The sequence below is a fragment of the Kitasatospora sp. NPDC057518 genome, assembly GCF_042802075.1.
GTDB lineage: Bacteria > Actinomycetota > Actinomycetes > Streptomycetales > Streptomycetaceae > Kitasatospora.
On the sequence record NZ_JBHVEU010000251.1, the window covers coordinates 1 to 12985 of the forward strand.

Genomic DNA, 12985 nt, shown 5'->3' on the forward strand with positions numbered 1-12985 from the left:
GGCGCGGGGCGGGCCGTCGTCGTGGGCCAGGAGGTCAGCCGACCGAGCTGTTGTAGCTCTCGATCGCCGGCTGGAGCTCCTTGGCCGCGTCGGCCAGGGCCTGCTGGGCGGGCTTGGTGCCGGCGATGGTCTGCTCGATCGCGGTCTCCACGCCCTTGCGTGCCTGCGGCATCACGCCGAGCAGGCAGCCGGCCGTGGCCGGGGTCGGCTTGGTGGCCTTCAGCTGGTCGATCGCGGTCTGGAACTGCGGGTACTTGGCCACCCACTCCTTGTCCTTGGGGTCGTCCAGGGCCTTGGTGTTGACCGGGAAGTAGCCGGTGCCGGTGTGCCAGACGGCCTGCTGCTCGGGGGCGGAGACGAACTTCTCGAACTCCCAGGCGGCGCGCTTCTCGGCGTCGGAGTGGCCGGGGCCGCTGATCCACAGCGAGGCGCCGCCGATCACCGGGCCGCCCTGGTCGGCGGCGGTGACCTTCGGGAAGGCCGCGGTGCCGACGCCGAACTTCGCGGCCTCGGTGTAGCCGCGCAGCACGCCGGTGGACTCCAGGTGCATCGCGACCGTACCGGCCTTGAACGCGGCCTGGGCGTCGTCGGTGGTGCGGCCGGTGTTGGCCGCGTAGCCGCCCTTGACCAGGTCGGCCCACCACTGGACGATCTGTGCGCCCTGGGCGGAGTCGAAGACGACCTTGCCCGCCTTGTTGCCGCGGCCGTTGTCGTTGTCGCAGTACATGGTGCCGGACTCGGCGAGCAGCTGCTCGACGAACCAGCCGTAGATGGCGGCGCCGAAGCCGTACCGGACGGTCTTGCCGTCGCCGTCCTTCTTGGTCAGCTTCTTGGCCAGCTCCCCCAGCTCGGCCAGGTCCTTGGGGGCCTGGGCCGGGTCGAGGCCGGCCTCCTTGAAGGCGTCGGTGTTCAGGTAGAGCAGCGGCATCGAGGAGTTGAACGGCATCGCCTGGAGCTTGCCGCCGACCGAGTAGTAGTTGCGGATGTTGGCGTCCAGGTCGTCCAGCGAGTAGCCGTCCTTGTCGGCGAAGGCCTGGGCCGGGACGGTCTGCTTGGAGTCGATCATGAACCGGGTGCCGATGTCGTAGACCTGCGCCAGGGCGGGGGTGCCCTTCTGCTGCACCGCGGCCTTGTACTTGGTGACCAGCTCGTCGTACTTGCCCTGGAACTGCGCCTTGACCTCGATCTTGCCCTGGTGGGCGGCGTTGAACTGGCCGACCAGCCCGTTCAGCACCTCGGCGTTCTTGCCGGTCATCGAGTGCCAGAACTCGACGCTGGTGACACCGGAGGCCTGGTCGAGCGCCTGGGCGCCGGGCGCGCCGGCGTCGGCGGAGCCGCCGGAGCCGGAACCGGAGCCGCTGGAGCTGCAGGCGGTCAGGGACAGGCCGGCCACTAGCAGGGCAGCGAGCGCGCGCGCACTCTTCTTCACGAGGGTTCTCTCTTTCGAGCGTTCGAGGAGGGGGGACACAGGAGGAGCGGGAGGGGCACGGTCAGCGGACCGCGCCCGCGGTGAGGCCGCGGACGATGAAGCGCTGGCCGAAGACCACCAGGGCGAGGGTGGGCAGCAGGGAGAGCACGACGCCGGCCAGGATCAGCCCGGGGTCGGCCATCTCGGCGTCGCGCAGCGAGGTGAGGCCGATCTGGAGGGTCTGCATGTTCGCCGTGCGGGTGATGATCAGCGGCCAGAAGTACTGGTTCCACGCCGACAGGAAGACGTAGATCGACAGCGCCGCGAGGGCCGGCTTGTTGAGCGGGACGACGATCCGCCACAGGAAGCGCCAGTGGCCGGCCCCGTCGATCCGGGCGGCGTCGCGCAGTTCGCCGGGCAGCTGGCGGAAGGCCTGGCGCAGCATGAAGGTACCGAAGCCGGAGGCCAGGAAGGGCAGCACCAGGCCGAAGTAGGTGTTGCCGAGCCCCCAGCCGGACAGCGTCAGGTAGTTGGGGATGATGATGGCCTCCCACGGGACCATCAGGGTGGCCAGGAACACCCCGAACACCACGGCGCGGGCCTTCATCGGCAGGAAGACGAAGGCGTACGCGGCGAGGACCGAGGTGAACAGCTGGGCGAGGGTGATGACGGTCGCCACGATCGCCGAGTTGGCGTACTGGCGGGCCAGCGGGATGGCGTCCACGGCGCCGGAGAAGTTCCGTCCGGTGACCGAGTGCGGCACCAGGGCCGGCGGGTAGGAGGAGAGCTCGGACGGGCCCATGAAGGCGCCGGCGACGGCGTAGTAGACCGGGAAGGCCACGGTGACGACGGCGACGGCGAGCAGCAGGTAGACGGCGGCGCGGCCGAGCAGGTCGCGCGCGGAGCGCCCGGCGAGGACGCGGGCGCGGGCGGGCGGCCGGGGCGCCCCGGCCTTCGGCTCGGCCTCGGTGGTGAGGGTGGTCATGCGTAGTGCACCTTCCGCTCCAGGACGCCGAACTGGACGGCCGTGCAGGCGAGGACGACCACGAGCAGCACCACGGCCTGGGCGCTCGCGGTGCCGAAGTCGCTGGAGCCGTAGGCGAAGGCCTTCTCGTAGACGGAGTAGACGAGGGTCCGGGTGGAGCCGTCCGGCCCGCCCTTGGTGAGGATGTGGATCTGGCCGAAGCTCTGGAGCGCGTGGACGGTGGAGACCACGGTCAGGAAGAACAGGTTCGGACCGAGCATCGGGACGGTGATCGAACGGGCCAGCCGCAGGCCGGAGGCGCCGTCGATGCGGGCCGCCTCCAGGATCTCCCCCGGGATCGAGCCGATGCCCGCGGAGAGCACCAGCACGTTGTAGCCGAGGTTCATCCAGACCGTGGTGACGGCCACCGAGAGCAGGGCGTACCGGGAGTCGGTCAGCCAGCCGATCGGGCCGAGGCCCACGTGCGAGAGCAGCCCGTTGAGCACCCCGCTGGCGGGGTTGAAGAACACCGCGAACACCACCGAGGCGCTGGCCACCGAGAACGCGAAGGGCAGCGCGAAGGCCGAGCGCAGCAGTCGCACGCCCCGGATCCGGTTCTCCAGGAGCAGCACCAGCACCAGCGCGCCGAGCACCCCGGGCACCACGGTGAGCAGGGTGAACAGCGCCGTGGTCGTGAGGGTGCGGACGAAGTCGGCCGAGGCGAAGAGGTCGGTGTAGTGCTTGAACCCGACGTAGCGGGAGGGCGCGCCGAAGAGGTCGTTGGCGTGCCCGCTGAGGTAGAGGGTCCGTCCCAGCGGGTAGCCGATGAAGAGGACGAAGACCACCAGGGAGGGCAGCAGGAAGGCCCAGGCCAGCCCGTGTTCTCCCCAGCGGCTTCGACGGGCCGGGAGGGGCCCGGTGTGCGGTGCGGTCGGCATGTGTCGCGCGTCCGCCTTTCGTGATGTCGGTTCCGGCCGAAACCGTGTCTTGCCCGAACGACGGCGCGGAAACCCCGCGGTGATCAACGGGTGTCGCGGGGATTACGCGTTCGCGTCAGATCCGGCCGGTCGTGCCCGGACGGGCGGCGGACCGGCGGCAGAGGGCCAGTTGGGCGGGCCACCGCGCTGTCGGAGGGGTGGCGTACGGTGCGCGGGTGGACGAAACGGAATTCGACATCCCGGCCGCAATGGCCGAAAGTGTGCGCTCCCGCGCGGGCGCCTGGGCACTCGTCAGGGGCTTCGCCGCGTACTGGGGCGAGCCGCTGGGGCCCGGCGACGGCTTCACGGACGCGGAGCTGGACGCCGCCGAGCGGCGGCTGGGCCTGCGGCTGCCGGTGGCGCTGCGCGAGGCGTACCGGCTGTTCGGCCGCCGGGCGGACCTGACCAGCAACCAGGACGTGCTGCTGACGCCGGACGAGCTGCACGTGCTGGACGGCGCCCTGGTGTTCCGGGCCGAGAACCAGGGCTGCGCGCACTGGGGCGTGCCGTTGGACGGCCTCGACCGGGAGGACCCGCCGACGGTGTTCCGGCTCGACCTGGCGGACAAGGCGCAGGAGCGGTGGGAGCCCTGGGACGAGCGCTTCTCGGCGACGGCCGCGGCGATGGCGCTGATGGAGAAGCTGCTGGAGGACCACGAGCTGACCGACTTCCTCGACTGGGACGAGGAACTGCCGGACGGTCTGGGCGAGTTGCCGGCGCTCGGCCGCCACTTCCGCTGGTACCAGGGCCCGGAGGTGCTGGTCGGGGTGGCCGAGGAGGCCTGGGTGGTGGTCCGGGCACGCACCCCGCAGGCGCTGGACGCGTTCTACGGGGTGGTGCCCGGGGAGTCGCCGGACGAGTAGCCCGGCGGGGATGACGCGATCGGGCGGTCAGGCTGCCGGGCGGTCAGGCGGTCAGGCGGTCAGGCGGTCAGGCCGAGGAGCCGCCGTCCAGGACGAGGTCGCTGCCGACGGTGTAGCCCGCCTCGTCCGAGGCCAGGTACAGCACCGCGGCGGCCACCTCCTCCGTCGCCCCGGCCCGGCCGACCGGGACCTCGGCCTTCATCCGCCCGGCCTTGGTCGCGGCGTCCTCGCCCGGCCGGGAGGACATCGGGGTGTCCACCGCGCCGGGGCTGACGGTGTTGATCCGCACGCCCTCGGCGATGTGGTCGAGGGCGGCGGCCCTGGTCAGCACGGTGACCGCGGCCTTGCTGGCGGCGTAGGCCCCGACGCCCGCGAGCCGCTTGTGGGCGCCCAGGTTGGACGAGACGTTGACGATCGCGCCGCCGCCGTGGGCCCGCATGTGGGCGATCTGCGGCTGCATGGCGAGCAGGGTGCCGGTGACGTTGATGCCGAACACCCGCTGCCACTCGGCCTCGTCGATGTCGGCGACCGGGCCGGCGGCGCCGAACACCCCGGCGTTGTTGACGGCGACGTCCAGGCCGCCGAACCGCTCGACGGTCTCACCGACCAGCCGGGCGGCGTCCTGGGCGTTCGTCACGTCGCCGGTGAGCGCCGCGGCCTTGCCGCCGGCCCGCTCGATCAGCTCGACGGTCTCGGCGAGCGGTCCGGCGGTGCGGCCGGCGACCGCGACCCGGGCGCCCTCGCGGGCGAAGGCGAGCGCGATGGCCCGGCCGATGCCGCTGCCCGCGCCGGTGACCAGGACGGACTTGTCGGCGAAACGCGTGCTCATGAGGTGAACTCCTTGATCCGGGTGGTGTGTTCGGGTGCGGTGGTGCGGGTGGTAGGGGTGGCGCGGGACAGGACGGCGACCGCGACGGCGGTGATCGCCAGCCCCGCGGCGGCCGCCGCGAAGGCCGCGGCGTAGCCGCCGACGACGCTCGGGCGGGTGGCGGCGAGCGCCATCAGGGCGGCCAGTCCGGCCGTGGGGCCGAGTTCCATCGCCGTGTTGAACACTCCGGCGGCCAGCCCGGTGCGCTCGGGCGGCACCCCGCCGGTGGCGAGCACGGCCGCCCCGGCGAAGGCCGCGGCGGCGCCGGCGGGCAGCAGGAGCAGTCCGGGCAGCAGGCCGGAGGCGTAGCCGCTGCCGGGGGCGAGCCCGGCCAGCAGGCCGAGTCCGGCGGCCGCCACGGCGAGGCCGCCGGCGGTGACCGCCACCGGTCCGTACCGGACGGTCAGCGGGCCGGCCAGTCGGCCGGAGAGCAGCAGGACCACCGCGTACGGCAGGAAGGCGGCGGAGGTGGCCGCGGCGCTCCAGCCGCGCAGCTGCTGGAGGTAGAGCGAGAGCAGGACGAAGGTGAGCGCGGTGCCGGCGGCGGTGGCCATGACGGCGGCGAGCGCGGTGGCGCGGCGCCGGTCGGCGAGGAAGCCGGGTGGCAGCAGCGGGTCGGCGGTGCGGCGCTCGACGGCGGCGAAGGCGAGCAGCAGGGCGAGTCCGACGGCCAGCGGGCCGTACGTCCCGGGGTTGCGCCAGCCCTGCTCGGTGGAGGCCACCAGGGCGTAACTCGCCGCGCAGACACCGGCGGTGGCGAGGGCGGCGCCGGGCAGGTCGAGGGCCGGCCGGCGGACGGCGGGGGCATGACCAGGGGCTGCGGGCAGGGCGGCGGGCAGGGATCCGGAGCGGGCGAGCCCGGCCAGGGCGACCAGGACGGGCACCGCGAACAGCCAGCGCCAGGAGACCGCGGCGGCGACCGCGCCCGAGACCACGCTGCCGACGGTGGCGCCGAGCACCGACAGGCCGCCCCAGGTGGCCATCGCCCGCCGGTAGGCGGCCGGTTCGGGGTGCAGCACCCGGACCACGGCGACCGCCGCCGGGGCGGTGAGGGCCGCGCCCGCGCCCTGGACGAAGCGGCTCGCCAGCAGGACGGGGTAGCCGGGCGCGAGGGCGCAGGCGATCGAGGCGGCGGCGAGCAGCACCAGGCCGGCGCGGAGCACCGGGCGCCCGCCATGACGGTCCGTCAGCCGTCCGCCGAGCAGCAGCAGGGAGCTGAAGGAGAGGCCGTAGGCGGCGCTGAGCAGCAGCACGCCGGACGGGCCGAGCCCCAACTCCCGTGCCACCAGCGGCAGCGGCACGGTCAGGATCATGATCGTGAAGATCAGCACCGCCTGGACGACGCCGAGCAGCGCGAAGCCGTACCGGCCGGTAGCGATGACAGGCATGTAAAACCCTCCCCCCTATGTAGACCGTTCGGTCCAGTATGAGCCCAGCAGAAGACCCGGCCCGAGCCGGCCGGGTGTCAGTCCAGCAGTGCCAGCGCCTGTTCGGCGGCGTCCCGCGCCAGGGGCGCGCCGTCGGCGGTCTTGCCCACCACCCGGATGCCCTGGAGCAGCACCACCAGCATCCTGGCGAGCGCCCGCGGGTCCCGCCCGGCGGGCAGTTCGCCCTGCGCGGCGGCCCGCGCCAGGGCGGCGGCGAGCAGCGTCTCCAGGCGGTCGAAGCTCGCCTCCACCCGGCGGGACGCGGCCGGGTCGTGCGGGGCCAGCTCCACCGCCGTGTTGGTGACGAAGCAGCCGAGCCGCCGCTCCCCCTCCTCCGCCGTCGCGTACTGGCGGACCAGCGCGCGGACCGCCGGCAGTGCCGGGCCCGGCTGGGACAGGTCGTCCAACCGCGCCGAGTCGCTCTGCTCGCAGTAGCGCTCCAGCGCCCGCAGGTACAGCTCGCGCTTGCTGCCGAAGGTCGCGTAGAGACTGGCCCGGGCGATGCCGAGCCGCTCGACCAGGTCGGCCATCGAGGTGGCCTCGTAGCCGCGCTGCCAGAACAGCTCCAGGGCCGCCTGCAGCGCCGCGTCCGGGTCGAATTCCTTCGTTCGCGCCATGCCGGGAACAGTAGCCCTTTCTGGATCGGTCGGTCAAGAAAGGGCGATCAGTGGTCCAGACCTGATCTCTGACGGAGCATTGCCAAGTGGACTAGACCATGGCTACCCTTACCGCTCCCACATCCACCTCCTTCCCCCACAGGAGGCGCTTCGCATGTCCACACCCCGTCCCGCCCACTCCCGGCAGACCGCCGACGCCGTCAGACCCGTCGTGCTGACGGCGTTCCGGATCGTCGTCGGCCTGCTCTTCGCCTGCCACGGCGCCGCCTCGCTGTTCGGCGTGCTCGGCGGCGCCAAGGGCGGCGGCACCGTCCCGCTCGGCCAGTGGCCCGGCTGGTGGGCCGCGCTGATCCAGCTGGTCGGCGGCGTCCTGGTGCTGCTCGGCGCCGGCACCAGGGTGGCCGCCCTGCTCTGCTCCGGCTCGATGGCCTACGCCTACTTCACCGTCCACCAGGAGCACGCGCTGCTGCCGCTGCAGAACGGGGGCGAGCCCTCGGTGCTGTTCTGCTGGGCCTTCCTGGCCATCGCGGCGCTCGGCTCCGGCCCGTACGCCGTGGACCGCCTGCTCACCCGCCGGCCCCTGGCGGCGTCGGCCGAACCGGCGGTCCGGCCGACGTCGGCGGTCTGACGCACCGCCCGGGGCCGGTCAACGGTCCGACGGACCGCCCGCCGCCAGGTGTCGCTCGACCGAGGCGACCTTGGCGGTGAGGCCGTCGGTGACCCCGGCCCGGTCGTCGATCTTGATGACCGTGCTCACCCGGTTGCTATGCACCTTCACCGCCTCGATCGCCGCCCTGATCACCGGCATCACCTCGTCCCACTCCCCCTCGATGCTGGTGAACATCGCGTCCGTGCGGTTCGGGAGACCGCTCTCCCGGACCACCCGGACGGCGGCGGCCACCGCCTCCCCCACGTCCTCGCCGATCCCCAGCGGGGTCACCGAAAAGGCTGCGATCACGGCTCTGCGCTCCTTGTGGTCGACGGCACCGGTCGCGGCCCGGGCCTGCACCCGGACCGCGACCAGGCTAGACCTCCCGCGACCGGGCTGGACGTCCCCCGACCGGACCGGACCTCAAGCCACCGAAGGCAGCGGCGGTTCGACGGCCAGCGGGGCGGTGGAGCGGGCCCGGTGCTGGTCGGCCCAGGAGACCAGCGCCACCGTGCAGGCGTGGTCCAGGTGGCGCAGCCCCGACCAGTCCAGTTCCACCGGCCGGTCCCCCGGCAGCCGTTCCAGGGTGTCCAGCAGCCGGGGCAGCCGCAGGAAGGTGGCGTTGCCGCTCAGCCGCACCCGGTGCAGCGGCTGCCCGGCCAGCTGCTCCTGCTCCTCCACCGCGATGTGCAGGTGCGAGGTCTGCCAGGCCGACTTGGCCACCGCCAGGCCGACGCCGATCAGCACCCCCTCGAACAGGTCGGTGGCGATGATCGCGACGGTCGTGACCACCAGCACCACCGCCTCGCCCAGGTGCCCGCGGCAGAGCGCGACGATCCGGCGCACCGGCACCAGCTTGGCGCCGGCGTGCACCAGGACGGCGGCCAGCGCGGTGAGCGGGACGAGCCCGAGCGCGCCGGGCAGCAGCGCGGTGAACACCAGCAGCCAGCCGCCGTGCAGGACCCGCGAGGCCTTGGTGCGCGCGCCTGCCTGGACGTTGGTCGCGCTGCGCACGATCACCGCGGTCATCGGCAGCGCGCCGAGCAGTCCGCAGACGGTGTTGCCGATGCCCTGCGCCGTGAGCTCGCGGTCGTAGTCGGTGCGCGGGCCGTGGTGCATCCGGTCGACGGCGGCGGCGCTGAACAGCGTCTCGGCGGAGGCGATCAGGGTGAAGGCGACGACCGTGCCGATCCCGGCGGGGCCGGCCAGGGCGGTCAGGGCGTCGCGGCCGGGCAGGTGCACCACGTCGAGCAGCCCGGCCACGTGGACGCGGGCCACCGGCAGGTCGGCGGCGGCGGTGACGGCGGCGGCCAGGCCGACGGCGGCCAGCGGGGCGGGGACGGCGCGGGCGGCCCGTTCCGGCAGGTACTTCCAGGCGACCAGGACCAGCAGGGTGCCGAGGCCGAGGGCAACGGCGCTCGGGTTGGCCGCGGCGGTCAGCACGTCGCCCAGCAGGCCGGGCAGTCCGGCGATCTTCTCCGGCCCGGTGGCGGGGGCGCGGCGGTCGGCGAGCGCGTAGAGCTGGCCGAACACCAGGGTCAGTCCGATGCCGGCCAGCATGCCGTGCACCACCGAGGCGGACATCGCCCGGAACCAGCGGCCGAGCCGCAGGGCACCCATCGCCAGCTGGAGCAGGCCGGTGCCGAGCACCAGCAGGCCGAGCGCGCCGACGCCGAAGCGCTGGACGGCGTCGGCGACCAGGACGGTCAGTCCGGCGGCGGGCCCGCTGACCTGGAGGCTGCTGCCGGGCAGCAGGCCGGCCACCAGGCCGCCGACGATACCGGTGACCAGCCCGAGTTCGGCCGGGACGCCGGAGGCGACGGCCACGCCGACGCAGAGCGGGAGGGCGACCAGGAACACCACCAGCGAGGCCGGCAGGTCGTGGCGCCAGGGGACGGCGCGCAGGACGGCGGCCGGGGTGCGGGGCCGGCCCGGCGGGCCATGCTTGCGGAGGCGGCCCGGCGGGCTGTCGCTCCGGTGGGGCGGCGGGTTCACCCGGTCACCGCCAGGGACCGGGCAGGGGTGCAGCAGCGCATGGGGACGTTCCTTCCGCGCGTCCGCCGCAGCGGGCGCGCCGTTGCAAGGGCGGGGAGCAGGAGGAGGAGCGGGGAACGGGAGGGCAGGGGAAACAGCGGCGACAGCGGTACGGCCGCGGGTCCGGGCGGACCAGAGCGCGGCGGCGGGTGTCGGGTCGGTGCGGCCGGGGGGTGCGTCCCTCGCTCGGGTGCGGCGGACCGGGCGCGCTGGTCCTGGACGGGGCCACCGGCGGAGTTCCCCCGCTCCGCGGTGCTCCCGAAACCCCCCTGCCGCGGCCTCAGTTGGACGTCACGGGCCCGGCGTGGCACCGACGGTACCCAGCCCGGCGGGGCGGGCCCACAGCAGGCACCGTCCCTTCACCGCCACTGCACACCGGCCGCTCTTCCCGGCGCGGAGCGTCCGCTTCCCCGGGCACACCAGCGCGATCGCCGTCCTGGCGTGCGAATCCCCGCCGCCCGACGGTCCGCCCGACGCCTTCCACATTCTGTTGAAGTCCCCTTGACGCCCCGACGAGCCCCGCCCTACCGTGTTTCCACATACAGAAACCGTTCTTCCGTATGGTGGAATTCAGGAGATGAGCCCTCCGAGCCACTGCGGGCCGACGCAGGAGAGATCCGATGCCTCGTATGACAGCCGCCCGCGCGGCCGTGGAGATCCTCAAGCTCGAAGGCGTTGAGGTCGCGTTCGGCGTGCCGGGCGCAGCCATCAACCCGTTCTACGCCGCACTCAAGGCCGCCGGCGGGATCGGGCACACGCTGGCCCGGCACGTCGAGGGCGCCTCCCACATGGCCGAGGGCTACACCCGCGCCAGGGCCGGCAACATCGGGGTCTGCGTCGGCACCTCGGGGCCGGCCGGCACCGACATGATCACCGGCCTGTACTCGGCGATCGCCGACTCCGTCCCGATCCTCTGCATCACCGGCCAGGCGCCCGTCGCCCGGCTGCACAAGGAGGACTTCCAGGCCGTCGACATCGCCTCGATCGCGGGGCCCGTCACCAAGGCCGCCACCACCGTGCTGGAGGCCGCGCAGGTCCCCGGCGTGTTCCAGCAGGCCTTCCACCTGATGCGCTCCGGGCGCCCCGGCCCGGTCCTGATCGACCTGCCGATCGACGTCCAGCTGACCGAGATCGACTTCGACCCGGAGGCCTACCAGCCGCTGCCGGTCTACAAGCCGGCCGCCAACCGCGTCCAGATCGAGAAGGCGGTCGCGCTGCTCCAGCGGTCCGAGCGCCCGCTGATCGTCGCGGGCGGCGGCGTCATCAACGCCGATGCCGCCGAGCTGCTGCGGGAGTTCGCCGAACTCACCGGCGTCCCGGTGGTCCCCACCCTGATGGGCTGGGGCGTCATCCCGGACGACCACGCGCTCAACGCCGGCCTGGTCGGCCTCCAGACCTCGCACCGCTACGGCAACGAGACCTTCCTCGCCTCCGACTTCGTCCTCGGCATCGGCAACCGCTGGGCCAACCGCCACACCGGCGGCCTGGACGTCTACACCGCGGGCCGCACCTTCGTCCACGTCGACGTCGAGCCCACCCAGCTCGGCCGGATCTTCGCCCCGGACCTCGGCATCGCCTCCGACGCCGGGGCCGCGCTGGAGCTGTTCGTCGAGGTGGCGCGCGAACTGCGGGACGCCGGCACGCTCAAGGACCGCACCGCCTGGGCCGCCGCCGCCCAGGAGCGCAGGGCCCGGCTCCAGCGCCGCACCCACTTCGACGACGTGCCGCTCAAGCCGCAGCGCGTGTACGAGGAGATGAACCGGGCGTTCGGCCCGGAGACCCGCTACGTCACCACCATCGGCCTCTCCCAGATCGCCGGCGCGCAGCTGCTGCACGTCTACCGGCCGCGGCACTGGATCAACTGCGGCCAGGCGGGCCCGCTCGGCTGGACCATCCCGGCCGCGCTGGGCGTCGCCACCGCCGACCCGGGAGGGCAGGTGGTCGCGCTCTCCGGCGACTACGACTTCCAGTTCATGATCGAGGAGCTGGCGGTCGGCGCCCAGCACCGCATCCCGTACGTCCACGTGCTGGTGAACAACTCCTACCTGGGCCTGATCCGCCAGGCGCAGCGCGCCTTCGACATCGACTACCAGGTCAACCTGGAGTTCGAGAACGTCAACGCGCCGGAGCTGGGCGTCTACGGCGTGGACCACGTCAAGGTCGTCGAGGGCCTGGGCTGCAAGGCGATCCGGGTCACCGAGCCGGAGGGCCTGCTGCCCGCCTTCGAGGAGGCCAAGAAGCTGGCCGCCGAGTTCCGCGTCCCGGTCGTGGTCGAGGCGATCCTGGAGCGGGTCACCAACATCTCGATGGCCGCCGCCGACATCGACAAGGTCAACGAGTTCGAGGAGTTGGCCACCCTCCCCGAGCACGCCCCGACGGCGATCAGGCCGTTGGTGCCGTAACGCGGCGCACGCACCGGTCGCGCACGCCGGTCGCACGCACCGGCCGTCCGCGCCGGTCGTCCGCGCCGGGCGGGTGGGGGCGGACGAGCCGCTCCGCACGCCCCCACCCACCCCCGCGCCCGGAACATCGGCACGCCGACCGCAGTTGACCAGGTGACGGCCGCTACCGTGGCCCACGAAGAGGCCCGGCCCGACGACTTCCCGAAAGGACCACCCCCGTGAGCCTGTACGACATCCCGCTGCGCACCCTCGACGGCGCGGCCACCTCGCTGGCCGACCACAAGGGCAAGGCGCTGCTGATCGTCAACGTCGCGTCCAAGTGCGGTCTGACCCCGCAGTACGAGGGCCTGGAGCGGCTCCAGCAGCGGTACGCCGGGCGCGGGTTCACCGTGCTGGGCTTCCCCTGCAACCAGTTCGCCGGACAGGAGCCCGGCAGCGCCGAGGAGATCCGCACCTTCTGCTCCACCACCTACGGCGTGACCTTCCCGCTGTTCGAGAAGATCGACGTCAACGGCGAGGACCGCCACCCGCTGTACGCCAAGCTCACCGAGGTCGCCGACGCCGAGGGCCAGGCCGGGGACATCGCCTGGAACTTCGAGAAGTTCCTGCTCTCCCCGGACGGCACCGTCGTCGCGCGCCTGCGCCCGCCCGTCGAGCCGGAGTCGCCGGAGCTGGTCGCCGCGCTCGAGGCCGTCCTGCCGGCCTGACCACACGCCACAGCGAACTGCCCCAACCGGTCGCGCGCGTCAGGCACTTCACGCGTACGTATCTGGCCT

At 73.4% G+C, this 12985-nt stretch carries 12 protein-coding genes; 4 read left to right on the top strand and 8 right to left on the bottom strand.

Annotated elements, in window-relative coordinates; translation table 11 throughout:
* Positions 1 to 34: 34 nt before the first annotated feature.
* The 3 genes from ACFU7Z_RS24300 to ACFU7Z_RS24310 all read right to left on the bottom strand — a co-directional run bounded on the left by ACFU7Z_RS24300 (position 35) and on the right by ACFU7Z_RS24310 (position 3310).
* Positions 35 to 1429 carry an ABC transporter substrate-binding protein gene (locus ACFU7Z_RS24300; protein WP_053112245.1) on the bottom strand — a complete coding sequence of 465 codons (1395 nt, stop codon included), beginning with the start codon at positions 1427 to 1429 and terminating at the stop codon, positions 35 to 37.
* A gap of 61 nt (positions 1430 to 1490) precedes the next feature.
* Entirely contained in the window at positions 1491 to 2393 is a 903-nt protein-coding gene (locus ACFU7Z_RS24305; protein ID WP_082345967.1) for a carbohydrate ABC transporter permease, read from the bottom strand.
* Entirely contained in the window at positions 2390 to 3310 is a 921-nt protein-coding gene (locus ACFU7Z_RS24310) for a carbohydrate ABC transporter permease (protein ID WP_049655615.1), read from the bottom strand. The genes ACFU7Z_RS24305 and ACFU7Z_RS24310 overlap by 4 nt, the downstream gene beginning before the upstream one ends.
* A 215-nt stretch (positions 3311 to 3525) precedes the next feature.
* On the opposite strand from ACFU7Z_RS24310, the gene ACFU7Z_RS24315 reads away from it, so the two are divergent.
* The gene (locus tag ACFU7Z_RS24315; RefSeq protein ID WP_143204591.1) at positions 3526 to 4212 is read left to right on the top strand and encodes an SMI1/KNR4 family protein; all 687 of its coding nucleotides are present in this window, start codon (positions 3526 to 3528) and stop codon (positions 4210 to 4212) included.
* A 67-nt stretch (positions 4213 to 4279) separates the two neighbouring features.
* Here ACFU7Z_RS24315 and ACFU7Z_RS24320 read toward each other — a convergent pair whose 3' ends face one another.
* The 3 genes from ACFU7Z_RS24320 to ACFU7Z_RS24330 form a co-directional block, all read right to left on the bottom strand.
* On the bottom strand, positions 4280 to 5041 hold the full coding sequence (locus ACFU7Z_RS24320; RefSeq protein ID WP_380779591.1) for an SDR family NAD(P)-dependent oxidoreductase: 762 nt from the start codon (positions 5039 to 5041) through the stop codon (positions 4280 to 4282).
* Positions 5038 to 6468, bottom strand: a complete 1431-nt coding sequence (locus tag ACFU7Z_RS24325) for an MFS transporter (RefSeq protein ID WP_380779593.1) — start codon at positions 6466 to 6468, stop codon at positions 5038 to 5040. The genes ACFU7Z_RS24320 and ACFU7Z_RS24325 overlap by 4 nt, the downstream gene beginning before the upstream one ends.
* A gap of 77 nt (positions 6469 to 6545) precedes the next feature.
* Positions 6546 to 7124 (bottom strand): TetR/AcrR family transcriptional regulator, encoded by a 579-nt coding sequence (locus tag ACFU7Z_RS24330; protein WP_074003635.1) that lies wholly within the window; start codon positions 7122 to 7124, stop codon positions 6546 to 6548.
* 154 nt (positions 7125 to 7278) lie between these two features.
* On the opposite strand from ACFU7Z_RS24330, the gene ACFU7Z_RS24335 reads away from it, so the two are divergent.
* The gene (locus ACFU7Z_RS24335; RefSeq protein WP_049652696.1) at positions 7279 to 7752 is read left to right on the top strand and encodes a DoxX family protein; all 474 of its coding nucleotides are present in this window, start codon (positions 7279 to 7281) and stop codon (positions 7750 to 7752) included.
* Between the two features lie 18 nt (positions 7753 to 7770).
* Here the strand turns inward: ACFU7Z_RS24335 and ACFU7Z_RS24340 are convergent, their stop codons facing one another.
* Complete coding sequence (locus ACFU7Z_RS24340) at positions 7771 to 8082, bottom strand: MTH1187 family thiamine-binding protein (RefSeq protein WP_380779595.1); 312 nt, start codon at positions 8080 to 8082, stop codon at positions 7771 to 7773.
* Between the two features lie 114 nt (positions 8083 to 8196).
* Positions 8197 to 9678 carry a SulP family inorganic anion transporter gene (locus ACFU7Z_RS24345; protein ID WP_380779597.1) on the bottom strand — a complete coding sequence of 494 codons (1482 nt, stop codon included), beginning with the start codon at positions 9676 to 9678 and terminating at the stop codon, positions 8197 to 8199.
* Between the two features lie 749 nt (positions 9679 to 10427).
* On the opposite strand from ACFU7Z_RS24345, the gene gcl reads away from it, so the two are divergent.
* Together gcl and ACFU7Z_RS24355 are read left to right on the top strand one after the other, a co-directional pair.
* Positions 10428 to 12209: a glyoxylate carboligase gene (gene gcl, locus ACFU7Z_RS24350; RefSeq protein WP_074003637.1), complete on the top strand. Its 1782-nt coding sequence runs from the start codon at positions 10428 to 10430 to the stop codon at positions 12207 to 12209.
* Between the two features lie 218 nt (positions 12210 to 12427).
* Entirely contained in the window at positions 12428 to 12916 is a 489-nt protein-coding gene (locus ACFU7Z_RS24355) for a glutathione peroxidase (RefSeq protein WP_049652707.1), read from the top strand.
* The last annotated feature ends 69 nt before the right edge of the window (positions 12917 to 12985 follow it).

What these genes read in the sequence shown, in the direction of transcription:
- ACFU7Z_RS24305 (WP_082345967.1), bottom strand. Translation starts at nt 2,393, where the DNA reads ATGACCACCCTCACCACCGAGGCCGAGCCGAAGGCCGGGGCGCCCCGG.
- ACFU7Z_RS24310 (WP_049655615.1), bottom strand. Translation starts at nt 3,310, where the DNA reads ATGCCGACCGCACCGCACACCGGGCCCCTCCCGGCCCGTCGAAGCCGC.
- ACFU7Z_RS24320 (WP_380779591.1), bottom strand. Translation starts at nt 5,041, where the DNA reads ATGAGCACGCGTTTCGCCGACAAGTCCGTCCTGGTCACCGGCGCGGGC.
- ACFU7Z_RS24325 (WP_380779593.1), bottom strand. Translation starts at nt 6,468, where the DNA reads ATGCCTGTCATCGCTACCGGCCGGTACGGCTTCGCGCTGCTCGGCGTC.
- ACFU7Z_RS24330 (WP_074003635.1), bottom strand. Translation starts at nt 7,124, where the DNA reads ATGGCGCGAACGAAGGAATTCGACCCGGACGCGGCGCTGCAGGCGGCC.
- ACFU7Z_RS24335 (WP_049652696.1), top strand. Translation starts at nt 7,279, where the DNA reads ATGTCCACACCCCGTCCCGCCCACTCCCGGCAGACCGCCGACGCCGTC.
- gcl (WP_074003637.1), top strand. Translation starts at nt 10,428, where the DNA reads ATGCCTCGTATGACAGCCGCCCGCGCGGCCGTGGAGATCCTCAAGCTC.